Raw genomic sequence first — 17,413 nt, 5'->3', positions numbered from 1 at the left:
CAATGATGAATACCCACAGGCAATCCTCAATGCTATTTAGGATCTGCTGTATCGCACTGACTGTTACCGCGATGACCTTTGCAATCAGGGCTGGCATTTTAACCCAGCTCAGCAGCGAGTTTTCCCTCAGTGACAACCAACTTGGTTGGGTTAATGCAATGGCGTTTTTCGGCTTCCCAGTAGCAACGCTATTTGGCGGATTAGTCTATAACTCGCTCGGTGCCAAAAAGCTGCTCATTATCGCTTTTAGTTGTCACTTATTAGGACTGCTGCTCACTCTCTCGGCAGAGGGCTTTTATGGTTTATTGATCTCCACCTTCTTTATAGGCTTTGCCAATGGCGCAGTCGAAGCGGGCTGTAACCCACTTATCGCGGCAGCTTACCCCGATAAGAAAACCATCATGCTTAACCGTTTCCATGTGTGGTTTCCAGGCGGGATCGTGATTGGCGCACTTTCATCACAGCTGTTAACTCAGCTTGGGTTTGGCTGGCAAACACAAATAGCCATTATGCTAGTACCAACATTGATTTACGGCATACTCACTTTTAGGCAAATATTCCCGCCAATCCCACAGCAACAAATATCGACTCGTCGTAATGTTTCTGCGCTAATTTCACCGCTATTTATCTTCATGGCTGTATGCATGACACTAACGGCAACGACTGAGCTTGGCACTCAGCAATGGATAGAGAGAATACTCGGCGCCTCAGGCGCTTCACCTATGCTCATCATGGCACTCATTACTGGCATTATGGCACTAGGCCGATATTTCTCAGCGTTCCTAGTAAATACCCTCAACCCTGTTGGATTGCTACTCGGGTCGGCAATCGTCGCAAGCTTAGGCATCTACAGCATGAGCTGGGCAACCGGCGGCTTTGTCTACGTTGCAGCGATACTGTTCGCCCTTGGTGTCACTTACTTCTGGCCTACTATGCTAGGTTTTGTCGCTGAACAAATGCCGCAAACCGGTGCACTCGGCTTAGCAGTTATGGGTGGCATTGGCATGTTCGGTGTCAGCATTTGGAACCCTATCATCGGCAGTTGGATAGATACAGCCAGAGAAAGTGCATCACAGCTAAGCAGTAACCCCGAACTAGCAGCTGGGCAATCGGTACTGGCAAGCTTATCCATATTCCCTGTGATATTGATCGTCGCATTTAGTGTGTTACTGCTTTACATGAGAAAACACAACGCGAAAAAAGCACTCCCAGCGGGAAATGAGCCGCAAACTAATCATGGTGAAGACTATGCCGCATAACGAAACTGACTCGAGCGAACAGCTACACCGACGCCGTTTTCTAAAAGGCCTCAGTGCCCTTGTTGGCAGCTTTGCTGCTGGTCAATTTATCTTTGGCAATGGTCTATCGGTGGCGCAGGCTTACGAAATAGTGCCCGGTGGTATTCAGGGAAAAGGCCAAATATTAACGGCTTTTCAGCTTGAGCAATTAGCACAAGTATGTCGCCAAGTGTTACCGCGCACCAACACACCAAGTGCTGCCGATGTCGACTGCCATGGCTTTATCGATAACCAGTTAGCCCATTGTTATGAAGCGCGAGAGCAGCAGCGAGTCATTGCTACGCTTAATAACCTCAATAGTGCTGCTAAACATCAATATCAACTGATGTTTACAGCGGTGAGCGACACTCAGCAAGTTCAATTACTCAATGCTATCGACACCGGACAATCTCCCTTCAATAAGTCACAGACCAATGACTTTAAATTTCTAAAAAGTTTGATCTGTTTTGGTTATTACACCTCTGAGGTTGGCGCGACGAAAGAGCTACGCTTTGATCCTATCCCTAACGGTTATAAGGGCACAGTGGCATTAGGTGAAGATGACAGTAACTGGGGCTCTCAAGGCTTGTTTTACTAGATTTATTTAACGCAGTTTTCTGTTAAAAAAAGCACAGTGAGATAGACAAGATGAACAACAAAAAAGACGAATATTATATTAAGAACAGCGACACTGTCTTTGATGCAATCGTAATAGGCTCTGGGATCTCAGGCGGTTGGGCTGCTAAAGAATTTACCGAACGCGGCTTTAAAACCTTAATGATAGAACGTGGCCGTATTGTCGAGCACCAGAAAGATTATATTGGTGAGAATATTGCGCCATGGCAGCAACCATTACGTACTCGAGTCGACAACCTACTCGTGAACGAGCAACATAAGATCCAAAAACAATGCTATGCCTTTAAAGATGCCACTAAACACTTTTTTGGTAACGATAAAGACCTACCTTATACCACCGCTAAAGGCACTCAATTTAGCTGGATAAGAGCCAACCAATTGGGTGGTAAATCGCTACTTTGGCACCGACAATCTTATCGTTGGGGACCTTACGACTTTATCGCCAACAAAACTGATGGTCATGGTAATGACTGGCCTATTCGCTATGCAGATATTGCTGATTGGTACTCCCATGTAGAACGTCACGCCGGCATTAGTGGTAGTAAAGAGAACCTACCCAACCTGCCTGATAGCGAGTTTTTACCGCCATTCGATCTCAATGCTCCCGAAAAAGCACTACAAAAGCAGTTTTCAGCGCTCTACCCAGAACGGCCGATGATTATTGGCCGCGCCGCTCATTTAACAGAGCCAACCGAGCTGCAAATATCTCAAGGACGGATGCAGTGTAAGGCTCGAAACGAATGCCAAGCGGGATGCTCTTTTGGCGCTTACTTCTCAACCCAAAGCTCAACCTTGCCCGCCGCTGCAGCAACTAACAACTTGCATATCGCTGCCAATAGCGTGGTTCACAGTCTGATCTATGATGAAAGCAGTAATCGAGTGAAAGGGGTCAGAGTCATTGATAATGATGACCTTAGCCAGCGTGAATACTTTGCTAAAGTGGTGTTTGTTTGCGCTTCAACGCTAGGCTCAACTCAGATCTTGCTCAACTCCACCTCTAAGCGTTTCCCCAACGGCATTGGTAATAGTTCAGGAGTGCTAGGTCACTACTTAATGGACCATAACTACAATGCTGGCGGCACTGGCGATCTAGCTGGATTTGAAGATGAGTTCTATTCCGGTCGTCGCCCTACTGGCGTTTATATGCCCAACTTCAACTATAAGCCAGATAACAAACGCGGTTTCCTACGGGGCTACGCACTCTCTGGCCGTGCTTACCGTGAAGACTGGAAAAGTATGCAACGTAGTGACGGTATTGGTGTAGATTTCAAGAATAAACTTAGGCGACCAGGTAAATGGAAGTTTGGCCTCTGGGCCCAAGGTGAGATGCTGCCTCGCTATGAAAACCACGTTAGCCTGCACACAAATCTAAAAGATAAATGGGGTATGCCTCAGCTCAATATCAATTGTCAGTTCTCTGAAAATGAGCGAGCCATGATGCATGATGCGGCCAATCAAGTAGAGCTAATGCTGACCGCAGCAGGCTTAACCAATATCAAAACTGAAGTGACCAACGAAGCACCAGGGCTGGCGATCCATGAAGTTGGTACCGCAAGAATGGGGCGCGATCCTAAAACCTCATATTTAAATGGTTATAACCAAAGCCACGACGTACCCAACCTTTTTGTCACTGATGGTTCAAGTTTCTGCTCATCGGCAGTGCAGAACCCCAGCCTGACATTTATGGCGCTGACCGCAAGAGCCGTCGATTACGCCGCCAAAGAACTACAACAGAAAAGACTTTAAGCCAATTAGTTTTAAATGAGCCGACTTTAATACAATAAAAAGCATGGATTTTACAATGAATAGACTCTCTAATATCAGCCTTATAGCACTCGCGCTTATTGTGATTGCTTGTACCGACTCAACGCCGCAGGAGACTGTAACTGTGACAGCCGCTAAACCAACAGCAAACGCCACTCCCGCCAAGGTTGAAGCAGCCACTAGCTTACCGCGAATCAGCGTGCAGCTTTACTCTGTTAAAGATGATCTGAAAGCTGACTTTAAGCAAACCATAACCCGTATTGCCGCCATGGGGTTTGCCGGTGTTGAATTTGCTGGTGATTTCGGCCCCTATGGCGATGATCCACAAGGACTTAAAGATTACCTTAGCAGCCTTGGACTGCAAGCCAGTGGCGCTCACGTACGTTTTAAGCATTTTGATGCCGACAACTTTGCTAAATCAGTGGCATTTTACCAAACCTTAGGGGTTGATAGCGTGATTGTACCTTGGGATGAACGCGCCAATGATCCAGATAAAATCAATGAACTAGTCAGCGATCTTAATAAGCTAAACGAGCAGTTAAAAGCTGAAGGGTTACGCTTTGGTTACCACAACCATGATGAAGAGTTTGAAGCCTACCAACAGCACACTTTCTGGGATCAAATAGCCCGTAACACTACTGATGACTTTGTGATGCAAATGGATGTCGGTTGGGTTGCTTATGCCGAAAAAAGCCCGGTGCTCTATATCAACCGTTACCCAAACCGTACTCAGACAACCCACTTTAAAGCAAAGCTGCCGAAGAGCTTTGTGGCCACCGAAGCCTTAGCAGGAAAACGTGCAATTATTGGCGAAGACATGACTGACTGGCCAGCGGTGATCAGCAGCAACATAGCCGTTGGTGGCACCCAGTGGTTTGTCGTCGAGCAGGAAGAGTATCCCGATGGGCTGACACCACTTGAAGCTGTGGCATTATCGAAAAAAGGCTTAGATCGCATTATAAAAACGCTGTAACGGGTTCTTTAAGTTAATACTCAAAATACCACTCCATTAGGGGAAAAATGCTGCGCCCCTAATGGTTCTGCAAGACTAGCGATACCACTTTCATACTGACCAACTCCCCCCGCTGCAGCAATACTTGCTCAACAGCAGAAAACTAATCATAAAAGCTGTGACAAACGCTGGGAAGATAACCTATATTGAAACTTAAGTCAGAGCCATACATACGACTTTAAAGTATTACAATAAAGCGAAACTATTACCTGCCAACAGGCGTCTAAATAGTGTAGGCCTAGGTAAATGTGAGCCGTATTATTTGTCTACAACAGGAGTGACTATGCATCTAATCATGAGAACTCAGTTTGACGAACTTCGCCTTAACGATGAGTACGAGTACAGCACCAATGACAGAGGCGGCAAAAAAGTTGTTAAGATCTATAAAGATGGTGAACTGATAGCCAAAAAGGTCAGCATCAAGAACTCAGTGCAATACTTCGGAGTAACCGGTGTCGAGGAACTGCTAGAGCAAGCTTAAGGCTTATTTCGCCGGGGCGCTGAGGGATTGACTCTTATGAAATCAAGAGCGGGCGCAAGCCGCTTTTCCCCTTGGCTCAACTCTTGATTACAGGAATGGGCGAAGCACCATGACCTTTATCAAACGAAATTTGATTATCTCCGCCTCTGGCGTGGTCGAAGCGACACGTGAAGCTATCTGCAAAACCTATCAAACATAGTCCAGAAAATGTTGAGTAGTAAAAGTAATAAACTCCCTTAACCGTGCTGGTTGAAACTTATCTTTACTGTATAACAGGTACAGCGGCGTAGCTGGGATAAGCCACTGCTCAAACACATGTACTAGCTCTCCGCGTCGTAGCTCATCAATACAATAGAGCTCAGGCAAGCGCACAATACCATGACCAGCTAACGCACTGCTTTTCATCACTCGCCCATTTTTACAGCGAAACTTGCCGGTGATCGCTACCTCTGCTTTTTGCTGCGCATCAGCTTTATGCTGAAAGCTCCAGTGGTTAATTGAGCCGATAATACAACTGTGTTCATGCAATGCTTTCGGATGAGATGGGATGCCTCTTTGCTCAAGATATGCGGGCGCTGCCAAGGTGCAGTTAGCGATGCCCATGAGTTTACGAGCCACTAGGCCAGAGTCCTCTAACTCCCCCATGCGAAACACTAAATCAAAATGATCTAACACTAGATCAACACGTTGACTGCTAAAGTCTAGGTTAATGCTGATATTGGGATGAGCACTAATAAAGTCATTCACTAAGCGGGTGACAATCTCCTCGCCAATATAGCCACCAACACAGTTAATATTGATATTACCCTGTAGGTTTTGCGCATTATCTACCGTTTTTGCAACGGCTTGCTCCATCACATCGAGTGCATGTTGGCAGCGCTCATAGAAAAAATCGCCTTGATCCGTTAACCTTTGCGCCCTTGTCGTGCGCGTAATCAAGGTCACCCCGAGATAAATCTCTAACTGAGTCAACTGCTTAGATAAGTGCGAGCGTGAACAACCAAGCTTTTCAGCTGCCAAGGTAAAACTGCCCTGCTCAGCAATCACTGTAAATGCTCTAACATCTGCTAGATTTAAATCTTTGTACATCTCATCGGCTCGGCTGAAAACAGAGTGGCAAGCTTACATTAGGAGTTATATGTAAACAATGATGTTCGCTATGTATTATATATCAACAATAAGCTTGGCGTTAGACTACGCCCAATTCGACATGACTAACTAACATTGCCGACTCAATACAGTCAGTTCAACTGCATGAGTTGAGTAATACATTTTCACTGAGGTTTATATGAAACAACTTATCGTAATTACTGGCGCATCTTCAGGTATTGGCGCAGCTATGGCACAAGCATTCAGTGCTAAAGGTCATCCTCTACTTTTATTGGCTCGTCGCGTTGAGCCAATGGAAGCACTGCAGCTTGAGAATACCATTTGCACAAGTGTAGATGTTACTGACGCGACAGCAATGAAAGCGGCTATCACAGCAGCTGAAGAGAAGTTTGGTCCTGTTGGCGGCTTAATCAATAATGCCGGCGTGATGTTACTTGGCGCGGCAGATGTACAAGATCCAGCTGAGTGGAGCCAAATGCTTAACGTAAACGTTATGGGTGTACTTAATGGCATTCACGCAGTACTTGCAGGCATGAAAGCACGTAAAACCGGTACTATCATTAACATTAGCTCTGTTGCGGGTCGCAAAACATTCCCGAACCACGCTGCATATTGTGCCACTAAGTTTGCCGTTCACGCGTTAACTGAAAACATTCGTGAAGAAGTGGCCATGGATGACGTACGTATGATTACTATCGCACCTGGTGCAGTTGAAACCCCACTGCTAAGCCACACAACTAATGACGAAATTAAGTCAGGCTACGAAGATTGGAAAGAGTTCATGGGCGGGATCATTGAACCGAAATCAATCGCTGATGCGGCTATCTTTGCTTTCGAACAGCCACAAAATGTTTGTGTGCGTGAAATTGTCTTGGCGACAACACGTCAACAGCCTTAATTATACGCCGCTAATACTTGTTCAAAGTCTTAGTGGTGTAAATTGTAGCGTCTAATCTAAGCCTCAACAGCATCCGCTATAGAGGCTTTTTTGTCACTTAAAATTAACCAATCTATTACTTTAGTGATAGCTAAAAACAAAAAGTGTGATCTTGAACAACCTCTAAATAGCTAAAAACTAAGCACCCCTTCCCCGCCCTCAATATCAAACAAAAACAAAAACCATTAAAAAACAAAAGCTTAACCAACAAGTCAAATGTCCATTAGATTTTTTTCAATGATATTTTTATCAATTAGATTTTTATCATGAAAGTGATCAAGCTCAACTATTTCATAACAGCAGGCTGTTAAATTTAGCAACAAGACAGAAGCACTTTGGAACCATTCTGTTAACCACGCAAAGGACGGCGTAAAACCTATAAAAATAGTAAGGAATTGATGATGAAAACAATCACTAAAGTTGGAATAGGTCTTGCTCTAGCGCTGTCTTTGGGACTTCAAGCCCAAGCAGCAGACGGCGGCAACCCTAAAAAAGGCAAACATCTGTATAAAAAAGAGTGTAAAGCTTGCCATAGCCAAGGCGATATTGGTGGCGAAATAACGCCAATGACTAAAACCATGAGCCAGTGGGATCGCTTTTTTAAGCGTATGAAACACAAAGGCGATCAAGAAGCCTTCAACGCACTATCAGAAAAAGATCTTAAGGATATTCAACAATTCCTTTATGACCATGCGGCCGATTCAGATCAACCACAAACTTGTGGTTAACCGTATGAGGGATTAAGTCCTTCTAATCAATATCTAACAACATTTTAAATTGAAAATGGGGAATACCTCAGGGACTAGTGCTGCCAAAAATCAGCAATAGCGAGGTCATTCTTCAACATCAATCGAGGTTAATCACCAAGCAGGGTGGTTAACACTCAAAAGGAGAGATGTTATGCGTACCCTTATTTCACTACTTGTCGCCAACGCCCTCGCTTTTTCTGGTAGCGTTTATGCTACCGATAATGATGCTCAAAAAATTGCCGACCTAAAAGCCCAACTAGAAGATATCACCAGTGAACTCGACGATCTCAATGATCGTGTCGATACGAATGAGCGTCATACGGCGCTCGACAGACTTGAAATTACTGGCGACTTCCGCACTAAAGCGCACACTTTACACTACCAAAATGTCACCTGGAACCCGGCTATTAAAGTCAATTTCAATGACTTTGGCGCCAAAGCGATGTCTGGAGTATTTGGCTCGCCAACTGATGCTAATTCGCCACTAGGCAAAATGATGGCAGCCGATCCTAATTTGGCAGCTGCATTCCAGAGTGGTCAACTGCAAGGCGTAATGCCCTATGTATTAGCACCTAAAACCACACAAGACATCGACAACGATATTTTTTACACCACTCGCCTCAGACTTAACTTGAAAGCCAAAGTTTGGGACAACGTCAGCTTTGCTGGCCGCCTTTCTATGTACAAAAACTGGGGCGACTCAACGGGCGTAAAAGTGTTTGATTCATGGAACTCATTTACCATGGATGGCACTAACGGTGGCAGTACCAGTGGCGATTGGCTTAGAGTTGAACGTGCTTATTTTGACTGGAAAAATATTAACGGCTCGCCGCTGTATCTATCAATTGGACGCCGCCCATCAACTTACGGCCCACCCACCCAATATCGTGAGAATGAAAAGCGTGGCGGCACACCATCAGGCCACTTAGTTAATTTCAATTTTGACGGCGCGACTATGGGTTACCACCTCGGTGATATTACCGGCGTTGAAGGTCAAGTGGTGCGCTTCTGCTACGGCCAAGGTTTTGAATCACAGTGGGGAAATGGCGAACTATTCGGTGACATCGTCACTAAAGATACCCATCTCGGCGGGTTTAATATTGATGCCATCAACGATGGTAAAAACTTCCTCCAGTTCACATTGTTTGGTGCCAAAGATGTTAATGATGGTTTCAAAGGCACCATGGCATTCCCAACTCAACTTGCTGGGATCTTTGCGCCAACCATGTACCAAGATATGCAAAAATTCGACAATTTTAACTTTGTCACTCGCGTACAACCAAGCGGTGTCATTGGCGACATGTTCTTAGGTGGAATTGGCTTCTCACGTGAAGAAGACAACGACGTGAAATGGTTTGTCTCTGGAGGCTGGACTCGTGCTGATGGCAATGGCAATGCTGGTATGTTTGGCGGCATGTTAAGTGACGCTGTCTTTGAAGCGCAACTTAACTCTGACGGCAGCGAAATTATCATGATGCCGAGTGCAGCTGATGATAGCGGCGCCAAAGACGGTTACAGCATCTATGCCGGTATTCAGATCCCAGCGCCTTACGGCAAGGTCGGTTTTGAATACAACTACGGCTCAAAATATTGGACTCCGTTCACCCAAGCACAAGATGATCCGATCGGCAGCAAGCTAGCGACCCGCGGCCATGTTGCTGAGGCGTATTACATGTTCGATATCAATCCTAATATGTTCATCAAATTGGCTGGAATGTATTACGACTTCGAATATACCGGCAGTGGCACGCCAGTTGGCGCACCTCAGAAAATCGATGATGTCATCGAAGGCAGTGCTTACTCAATGCTACCCGTGGTCGACACGGCTTATGACCTCAACGCCTCTCTTACCGTTAAATTCTAAGTCTAGTGAATCCCCCCGGCGTTAGCCGGGGCAGGAGAGTTAAAAATGAAAAAAATCATCATCCCCACCCTGGTATTTGGGCTACTTGTCAGCGCTCAATTCGCCATGGCGTCGAACCCACACAGCGAGTATGTTGAGGGGCCATTTACCCAAGGCTCAGAAGTCACCACTCAATGTATTGAATGTCACGAAGACCACGCTAAAGACTTTATGAAGTCGTCACACTGGACATGGGAACTTGAACAGAAGTTACCAGGACGTACAGTGAAACGTGGTAAAAAAGACGCCATCAACAATTTCTGCACCTCTATCTCAGGTAACGAACCAAGATGTACCAGTTGTCATGCTGGCTATGGTTGGAAAGACAACAACTTTGATTTTACTGACATGACCAAAGTTGACTGCCTTGTCTGTCATGACACCACTGGTACCTATGTCAAAGATCCCGCTGGCGCAGGCGAAGCCTTAGCCAAGGTTAACCTTGAGCGAGTTGCTAAAAATGTCGGCGCGCCAGTGCGCGATAACTGCGGCACTTGCCACTTCTTTGGTGGCGGTGGCGATGCGGTAAAGCATGGTGATTTAGATTCATCAATGTCTTACCCAGATAAAGCGACCGATGTGCATATGGACACCGACGGTAACGATTTTCAATGCCAGACTTGCCATACCACCGAAGCTCATCAGATCACCGGAAATGCGATGGGGGTATCACCAGGAGGGCAAAACCCAATTGGTTGTGTTAACTGCCACGATGCCACGCCGCACAAAAATAAAAAGCTAAATACCCATTCGGCCAGTGTTGCCTGCCAAACTTGTCATATTCCATTTTTTGCTCGTAATGAAGCGACCAAAATGAGCTGGGATTGGTCTACAGCGGGTAGCGATCTTGAAGAAACTAAAGATAAGTACGGCAAGAAGAGCTACCAGAAAAAGAAAGGAAACTTTGTTTGGGGCAAGATGGTTGAGCCTGAATACGCTTGGTATAACGGTAGTGCCGATGCCTATATGGTCGGTGACAAGATGGATCCAACCAAGGTGACTAAACTGACAAGCCCGCTAGGAGACATAAACGATAGCAGCGCCAAAATCTATCCGTTTAAAGTACACCGCGGGAAGCAGATCTATGACAGTAAACAGAACATCTTTGTTACTGCTAAAGTCTACGGTAAAGGCGGGTATTGGAAAGATTATGATTGGGATAAAGCCGCTAAATTGGGCATGGAAGCCAATCAAGTCTTAGCTGATAAAGGTATCACTTATAGTGGTGAACATGGCTTTGCAGCAACCGAGATGTGGTGGCGTATAAACCACATGGTTTCACCAAAAACGGAAGCATTGAAATGCAGCGACTGCCATAACAAAGGCACCCGTATGGATTGGAAAGCACTAGGTTATGATGGCGACCCAATGAAAAATAAAGGGGGAATAAAGCACGCCAAATAGCTTACCACTTCAAAGCAGTATTTAGCGCAGCTATCGCTCCATTAGTTGCGCTAATCGTCAGCCGGTCCCCTGCAATTTGCCGGCTGACACCCTAACTCCGCTTGGAAAAAGCAGGCAATTATTCAATGTTCGACTCTCCCCCCCAACGACTTAAGGGTTAGAACAATAGCCCCAAAAAAGCCTGAAAATCACAAATTACTGTCCATTTTTAACACCAAAGATGTAAAAAAACTGTTAAGTTGAACAGGTTAGTGAAAGCTATACTATTATTTATACACCCTTTTCTGACGGCCCAAGGATGTGATGAACGATGAGAGAAAACTTCAGTTTACTAAATAATAATCGCGCTAAGGCTGAGTTACTGCTCTCCTCAACTTTCATCAATCTACTATCGCTGGCCCTGCCTTTTACCATGCTACAAATATACGACCGTATATTGCCAAATGAAGGCTACGGCACCGCCAGTGTGCTGGCTTCAGCGGTGGCGGTGGCTATCTTATTAGAGCTGCTATTACGCTATTCTCGCAGCTGGTTATTGGCCTCATCAGCCGCTAACTTTGAGTTACAAACCACCACTAAGGTCGTCAATGCATTAATGCAATCTGACTACCACCACGTTGAAAGTCTCGGTACAGGGAAAGTATCAAACGGCCTTGCTAGCATTGCCGCCATGCGCGAACTTTACTCAGGACAAGCACTGGTGGCATTAATGGATTTCCCTTTTGTGCTGATATTTCTAGCGCTGGTTGCCTATATTGGTGGCCCGTTAGTGTTCATTCCCGTTGCTGTCTGGTTTGTTATCGGTGGCTTGGTATTTGTTATCGGTCAAAAGCTTAACCGTGCCACTGAAGATTTAGCCCTCACCGACAGTGAACGCTCACGTATGCTGATTTTGGTGTTATCGGGGCTCACTACCGCAAAGGCGCTAGCCTTAGAAACTCGACTATCAGCAATTTATAGCGAGATAAATTACCGCCGCCTAGAACAGCAGCAACAAGTCGATTGGCTATCTTCCAAACTACAAGAGTTGATCCAAGGCGCGTCTCAGGGCACTACGCTTTTAATCGTTTTGATTGGTTGTTATGAGGTCCTCAATGGCAACCTCACGACTGGTGGTCTTGCGGCTTGCTCGATATTGGCTGGTAGAGCAATTGCCCCTCTCAGCGCCATCATTAGTCTGCGATCGCGACTCGCAAGTGCAAATACTGCAATGAATCACGTTAATGACCTTGCTAAATTGCCACAAGAGATGTTTAAAGGCAGCACCCAATATCAACAGAAACTGCCTCTAGGCCCAATCAAGTTTGACAATATTACCAGCTCGCAAGTGGGTGCTAAGCTCAGCAATTTTAACCTATCAATTCCAAGCGGCAGTTTGGTTACGGTAACTTCAGATCCTCTCACCCATGCCAGTTTACTGCTGAGCGTTATTGGTGCTTTCCACCATTTAGAGCAAGGAAAAATTACCATTGCAGGCATTGCGCAAGACGAGCACAAGGCCAATGAATATCGACAATCGGTAACCTATGTCTCACCTTGGCCTACGCTGTTTGCCGGCAGTTTACTTGAAAACATGACCATGTTTAGACCCGAACGAGAGTCTCTGGCAATGGAGGTAGCAGAAGCGTTAGGGCTAACCAGCAGCATCGCTCAGCTGCCATCTGGCTATCAAACCGAAGTGGGCGTTAGCGACAATCAAATGCTTAATAAAGGCGCGATAAAACTCATCGCTTTGGTCAGAGCTTTTGTGCAATCCCCCTCTATTTTACTGCTCGACGAGCCAATGATTTCGCTAGATGCGGATTCCCAAGTGCGGCTAATCAATGTCATCAATCGCTACAAAGGGGAGATGACTATCATCTGCGCCTCTCATTTTGTAGAGCTTGCTAACAACGCTGAGATAAAGGTCAATATCGATAGTGCAGGTAAGTGCCAACTATTAACGGCGACTCAGGAGGCTGAATCATGAATTCAATCAATCAAGCTCAGCCAGCAGAAGCTGAAAGCGATGCATTAGAGTTAACAGAATTGAAAAGTGTTTTAGTCGCGCTATTTCAGCAACTAGGGCTATTCTCCCAAGCAAACAACATCGTCAATGATGACTCAGTTAAGGATGTTGATACCGTTACACTCGCTAATTTATTGAGCAAGCACCATATCGGTTACTCAGTATTTAAAGCTGATAAAGAGGCAACATCACAAGCCATTCACCCCTTTATTATTATCCCCGATGATAGGCCTGCACTTATAGCTCGACGTAGAGATGAGCGGTATGAGATTTTTGAGCTGAAAACTGAGCAGTGGCAACCCATAAGCGGTGCAGACTTACCATTAGTTGGCCACGTTTTTATTATCGAAAGCCTCCCAACCAGTAAGCAAAACATACGTGCTTTTGCTGCCCATATGAGTAAACGCACCAAATGGTATCGACCCGTATTTTGGCTAAGTTTACTGTCGAGTATTACTGGCTTAGCCGTGCCACTGTTTACCATGGCGGTTTATGACCGTGTCATTGGTGGGCAAGCGCCAGACGTGCTGCCCACTATCGCTCTTGGCGCCGCATTAGCCTTAGCGGTGTTGGTCACTACTCGACTGACACGAGCCAATGTACTCGCAACCACCAGTAACCGCTTTGCCCGAGACTTATCGGATCTGACTTTTAAGCGGCTATTAAGCATGCCGCTGATGGTGTTATCGAGAGTGGGAAGCTCTAACCATATGGCGCGAATGCGTAACGCCGAAAAAGTAAGAACCTTGCTTTCAGGTCCTGGCGGTGCAGGCCTAGTCGACCTACCTTTTACCGCTATTGCACTTATCACAATTGCACTTTTGAGTGGCTGGTTAGTCATCGTTCCTCTGGTAATGTTGCTGTTATTTTATTTGGTGATGAAAGCAGTTAATAAGTACGCTCAATCAGCCTCCCCCACCATTAGCGGAGATTACCAAAACTCAATAAACGAGCTAGCCAAAAACTTACTACAACTTAAAACAAGTGGTGAAACAGACGGTTGGAATACTAAGTTTGCGCGGCAGTGCAAAGAAAATTGTCGGCAAAACTTTCTCTTTGCCAAGCGTAATGGTTTAAATGCCGCAGTGGCCCATGCCATGAGCTTACTCACTGCATTGGTCACCGTATTTACCGGCATATTTTTAGTGCTCAACCAAAGTATTAGCCCCGGAGCGCTCATTGCTTGTGTGATGCTAATCTGGCGTATTACAGGACCAGCCCAACTGGCGTTTTCTTCTAGCCAAAAGATCACCATGATGGATATGGCAATCAAGCAGTTTGATCGCTTTATGCAAGCGGGAACGGAGAACAGTGAATTAAGGCTCGATACTCCAGCAACAGATACTCCGCCAGCGATTAGCTTTCAACACCTTACTTTGCGTTATGGTGCAGATGTAGATCCTGCCCTTGCAGGGGTAAGCGTAGATATAGAGCCAGGGGAAAATGTAGCGATTATCGGCCCTAATGCCTGCGGAAAAACCTCAATGTTACTTGCCGCAATGGGTGTCGCAGAAGCACAGGCTGGATACGTCAGTGTTAATGGCAAAAACCTAAAACAATATGATCCTGAAGCTTACCGAAAATGGGCCGCATTTTGCCCTGCAGAGCCAGATCTTTTCCCGGGTTCTCTAGCCTACAACTTACGCATAGCAAAAAAAGATGCCAGCGATGCAGAGCTGATTGCGGCTATCAAAGCTGCCGGAGGCGAGTCACTGTTTAATGCCTTAGGAAATGATCTTAACATCGATCTATTTAACCGCGGTCACACGCTGTTATCTGCAGTCGAAGGTAGCTATATCAGTTTAGCTCGAGCACTGCTCAAGCAATCAAGTTTACTCATACTTGATGAACCCATTGCCAACCGTAATCCTGCAGCCAAAGCTCAATTGCTAAAAACATTCAGCTCGCTTAAAGGTAAAAGCACCGTGCTATTTACCAGCCATGATCAAGAGTTGATCCAGCAAGCTGATAAAGTCGTAATTTTAGATAAGGGTGCAGTCGTTTACGCAGGTCCTATTCCCGACCAAACCGCTCAACAACCGCAATCAGTAGCACCTCAGGAGAACCTCCCTAATGGATAATCGTCAACTAGCGAATCGAGTATGGCCTGAGCACGAATTTGCCGATGCAATTGAAGCGCCTGCAGAGAGAAAATTGATTAAGCGCATCATATTTTTAATCACAGGTTCGGTACTGATTATGTTGCTGTGGTCTATTTTCGCTCAGGTCGAAGAGATATCTAAATCTAAAGGACAAGTTGTGCCTCTGGGTCACCGACAGATCATACAGAGTCGTACCGGGGGGACTATCGCTTCAGTGGTCGTCGAAGAGGGGGATGTGGTCAAAAAAGGTGATGTGCTTGCCAGCTTTGTTTCTATAGACAGCCAATCAGCCGAAGAGGAACTCGCGAGCAAACGGGCCAACTTGGTACTCAGAATTGAGCGTTACGAAGCCTTTATTGATCAAAGAGAAGCCAATTTCGTCGAGTTTGAGTTGGAGTATCCACAACTAGTAAAACTGCACACCGCTTCACTTAGCAGAATGAATCAAGAACGCTTAGCCATGCAGCAGCTGTCAGAGTCTGACATCGCTAAATCCCAGGCAGAGATCGATGGCCTTAAAGCAGAGATCCCACCGCTTAGTGATCAGATAGATACTGCCGAACAAACACTTAAGATGATGCGATCAGTAACCGAGGAGCAAGCGGTCTCAAAACTGCGAATTTTAGAGTCGCAACAAAAACTTGATTCCTATATGCGTGAGCTCAAAGGCATGGAGAGTAAACAGCAAGTACTGTCTAAAAACTTGCTTAACTTGGAGCAGCAGTTAAAACAGAAGCAAGCCACTCTCCTAAAAGAGGTTGGTGAAAAACGAACCGATGCCCAAGCCGAGCTACTGGGGATTATCGCCCGCTTAAAATCATCAGGTTCATTGGTGTCACAAAATACTGTGACTGCGCCAGTAGATGGAATTATTCAGTCAATCCCCTCCTCTTCTACAGGCAGCGTCATCCAACCAGGTGGCACTGTCGCGGTAATAGTACCCATGACTAAAACTGGCTTAATGGAAGCCAAACTATCCCCAAGAGATATTGGTTTTGTGAAAGTCGGCCAGCCTGTGCGGATTAAAATCGATGCCTTTGATTACAGCCGTTATGGTGCTCTCGATGGCATTGTTAAACGCATATCTCCTAGTACTGATTCAGATGAGAAAGGAGGCGTATTTTATAAAGTGCAAATCAGTATAGATAAACCTTACTTTGCTGATAAGCCGGGTCAGTTTGACCTGATCCCAGGGATGACAGGTGAAGCCGACATCGTAACCGGCGATAAAACGGTATTCCAATATCTATGGAAGCCGGTATTTACTAATGTCACAGAAGCTTTTGGTGAGCGCTAAAGAGGAAGTAGATCATGAGTCAGGACGATAAGAAATCCACATCAAGTGTTAAGACACCAGAAGCGATTGAAGCTGAAAAAAAACAAAGGGAATTGGAAGCAAAACAAAAGGCTAAGCAACTGGATAAAGATGTTGCCCGCTTAAAAGCCAAAGAGCTTCGTGATAGCGGTGGCAAAGCCAGTATCATCGGCAATAAGGACTTGGTCGCGGATAAATCTTGGGGCACTCCGACTCCGATAGCCAATGAAAATGAGGCTGAGCCCAAAACTGACACTGCTCAGCTAGAGCAGCATATCGAGCAACTCGATACCGAATCGAAAACCACACAGACGCAAACAGTATCGACAAAGCAGGCGAAAGCTGATGCAACAGAGAATGCTCAAATAGCACAACAGCCACTCACTCAGCAGCAGGGTTCCAGCGAAACAACAGGCTTGCATTCAGGAGCACATTTTCACGCAAACATTGATGGTGCCATAGATTTGAGCAGCATAGCAGAACCGTTAACCTTCACTGCTAATGAAAACAATCAGCCTCACTTTACCGTAGCCTTAACGACTATAACCCCAGAAAAAACCTCAATATCAGTTCCAAATCCACAACCCACAGCCCAGCTTATTGACACTGGCACTGGCACTGGCACTGGCACTGGCACTGGCACTGGCACTGGCACTGGCACTGGCACTGGCACTGGCACTGGCACTGGCACTGGCACTGGCACTGGCACTGGCAC

The 17,413-nt window shown here is 45.9% G+C and carries 14 protein-coding genes; 13 read left to right on the top strand and 1 reads right to left on the bottom strand.

Annotation, left to right across the window (positions count from 1 at the left end):
- Nucleotides 1-5 precede the first annotated feature (5 nt).
- The 5 genes from L2730_RS00070 to L2730_RS00050 all read left to right on the top strand — a co-directional run bounded on the left by L2730_RS00070 (nucleotide 6) and on the right by L2730_RS00050 (nucleotide 5,170).
- Nucleotides 6-1,259, top strand: coding sequence for an MFS transporter (locus tag L2730_RS00070; protein WP_248973159.1), 1,254 nt, complete (start codon nucleotides 6-8; stop codon nucleotides 1,257-1,259).
- Complete coding sequence (locus tag L2730_RS00065) at nucleotides 1,249-1,875, top strand: gluconate 2-dehydrogenase subunit 3 family protein (RefSeq protein ID WP_248972717.1); 627 nt, start codon at nucleotides 1,249-1,251, stop codon at nucleotides 1,873-1,875. Before L2730_RS00070 ends, L2730_RS00065 begins: the two co-directional genes overlap by 11 nt.
- Before the next feature lie 50 nt (nucleotides 1,876-1,925).
- On the top strand, nucleotides 1,926-3,659 hold the full coding sequence (locus L2730_RS00060) for a GMC oxidoreductase (protein WP_248972716.1): 1,734 nt from the start codon (nucleotides 1,926-1,928) through the stop codon (nucleotides 3,657-3,659).
- A 55-nt stretch (nucleotides 3,660-3,714) separates the two neighbouring features.
- Nucleotides 3,715-4,650 (top strand): sugar phosphate isomerase/epimerase family protein, encoded by a 936-nt coding sequence (locus L2730_RS00055; RefSeq protein ID WP_248972715.1) that lies wholly within the window; start codon nucleotides 3,715-3,717, stop codon nucleotides 4,648-4,650.
- Between the two features lie 322 nt (nucleotides 4,651-4,972).
- Entirely contained in the window at nucleotides 4,973-5,170 is a 198-nt protein-coding gene (locus L2730_RS00050; RefSeq protein ID WP_220735644.1) for a hypothetical protein, read from the top strand.
- Nucleotides 5,171-5,359: 189 nt separating this feature from the next.
- Here the strand turns inward: L2730_RS00050 and L2730_RS00045 are convergent, their stop codons facing one another.
- Nucleotides 5,360-6,259, bottom strand: coding sequence for a LysR family transcriptional regulator (locus L2730_RS00045; protein WP_248972714.1), 900 nt, complete (start codon nucleotides 6,257-6,259; stop codon nucleotides 5,360-5,362).
- Between the two features lie 199 nt (nucleotides 6,260-6,458).
- On the opposite strand from L2730_RS00045, the gene L2730_RS00040 reads away from it, so the two are divergent.
- The 8 genes from L2730_RS00040 to L2730_RS00005 form a co-directional block, all read left to right on the top strand.
- Complete coding sequence (locus L2730_RS00040; RefSeq protein ID WP_248972713.1) at nucleotides 6,459-7,178, top strand: SDR family oxidoreductase; 720 nt, start codon at nucleotides 6,459-6,461, stop codon at nucleotides 7,176-7,178.
- A 437-nt stretch (nucleotides 7,179-7,615) separates the two neighbouring features.
- Nucleotides 7,616-7,945 (top strand): c-type cytochrome, encoded by a 330-nt coding sequence (locus L2730_RS00035; protein ID WP_044556137.1) that lies wholly within the window; start codon nucleotides 7,616-7,618, stop codon nucleotides 7,943-7,945.
- 172 nt (nucleotides 7,946-8,117) lie between these two features.
- Nucleotides 8,118-9,830: a DUF3373 domain-containing protein gene (locus tag L2730_RS00030; protein ID WP_248972712.1), complete on the top strand. Its 1,713-nt coding sequence runs from the start codon at nucleotides 8,118-8,120 to the stop codon at nucleotides 9,828-9,830.
- 105 nt (nucleotides 9,831-9,935) lie between these two features.
- Nucleotides 9,936-11,273: a tetrathionate reductase family octaheme c-type cytochrome gene (locus tag L2730_RS00025; RefSeq protein ID WP_428848422.1), complete on the top strand. Its 1,338-nt coding sequence runs from the start codon at nucleotides 9,936-9,938 to the stop codon at nucleotides 11,271-11,273.
- Nucleotides 11,274-11,583: 310 nt separating this feature from the next.
- Nucleotides 11,584-13,242, top strand: a complete 1,659-nt coding sequence (locus L2730_RS00020; RefSeq protein ID WP_248972710.1) for an ABC transporter transmembrane domain-containing protein — start codon at nucleotides 11,584-11,586, stop codon at nucleotides 13,240-13,242.
- Nucleotides 13,239-15,362, top strand: coding sequence for a peptidase domain-containing ABC transporter (locus L2730_RS00015; RefSeq protein WP_248972709.1), 2,124 nt, complete (start codon nucleotides 13,239-13,241; stop codon nucleotides 15,360-15,362). Before L2730_RS00020 ends, L2730_RS00015 begins: the two co-directional genes overlap by 4 nt.
- Complete coding sequence (locus L2730_RS00010) at nucleotides 15,355-16,680, top strand: HlyD family type I secretion periplasmic adaptor subunit (RefSeq protein ID WP_248972708.1); 1,326 nt, start codon at nucleotides 15,355-15,357, stop codon at nucleotides 16,678-16,680. Before L2730_RS00015 ends, L2730_RS00010 begins: the two co-directional genes overlap by 8 nt.
- Nucleotides 16,681-16,694: 14 nt before the next feature.
- Nucleotides 16,695-17,413 (top strand): hypothetical protein (locus tag L2730_RS00005; RefSeq protein WP_248972707.1); only part of this gene is annotated, 719 nt, incomplete at its 3' end.

Origin of the sequence: Shewanella kaireitica, from assembly GCF_023284045.1 — a bacterium.
Lineage (GTDB): Bacteria > Pseudomonadota > Gammaproteobacteria > Enterobacterales > Shewanellaceae > Shewanella > Shewanella kaireitica.
This window is presented reverse-complemented; position numbering and strand designations above follow the sequence as displayed.

What these genes read in the sequence shown, in the direction of transcription:
- L2730_RS00070 (WP_248973159.1), top strand. Translation starts at nt 6, where the DNA reads ATGAATACCCACAGGCAATCCTCAATGCTATTTAGGATCTGCTGTATC.
- L2730_RS00065 (WP_248972717.1), top strand. Translation starts at nt 1,249, where the DNA reads ATGCCGCATAACGAAACTGACTCGAGCGAACAGCTACACCGACGCCGT.
- L2730_RS00060 (WP_248972716.1), top strand. Translation starts at nt 1,926, where the DNA reads ATGAACAACAAAAAAGACGAATATTATATTAAGAACAGCGACACTGTC.
- L2730_RS00055 (WP_248972715.1), top strand. Translation starts at nt 3,715, where the DNA reads ATGAATAGACTCTCTAATATCAGCCTTATAGCACTCGCGCTTATTGTG.
- L2730_RS00050 (WP_220735644.1), top strand. Translation starts at nt 4,973, where the DNA reads ATGCATCTAATCATGAGAACTCAGTTTGACGAACTTCGCCTTAACGAT.
- L2730_RS00045 (WP_248972714.1), bottom strand. Translation starts at nt 6,259, where the DNA reads ATGTACAAAGATTTAAATCTAGCAGATGTTAGAGCATTTACAGTGATT.
- L2730_RS00040 (WP_248972713.1), top strand. Translation starts at nt 6,459, where the DNA reads ATGAAACAACTTATCGTAATTACTGGCGCATCTTCAGGTATTGGCGCA.
- L2730_RS00035 (WP_044556137.1), top strand. Translation starts at nt 7,616, where the DNA reads ATGATGAAAACAATCACTAAAGTTGGAATAGGTCTTGCTCTAGCGCTG.
- L2730_RS00030 (WP_248972712.1), top strand. Translation starts at nt 8,118, where the DNA reads ATGCGTACCCTTATTTCACTACTTGTCGCCAACGCCCTCGCTTTTTCT.
- L2730_RS00025 (WP_428848422.1), top strand. Translation starts at nt 9,936, where the DNA reads ATGGCGTCGAACCCACACAGCGAGTATGTTGAGGGGCCATTTACCCAA.
- L2730_RS00020 (WP_248972710.1), top strand. Translation starts at nt 11,584, where the DNA reads ATGAGAGAAAACTTCAGTTTACTAAATAATAATCGCGCTAAGGCTGAG.
- L2730_RS00015 (WP_248972709.1), top strand. Translation starts at nt 13,239, where the DNA reads ATGAATTCAATCAATCAAGCTCAGCCAGCAGAAGCTGAAAGCGATGCA.
- L2730_RS00010 (WP_248972708.1), top strand. Translation starts at nt 15,355, where the DNA reads ATGGATAATCGTCAACTAGCGAATCGAGTATGGCCTGAGCACGAATTT.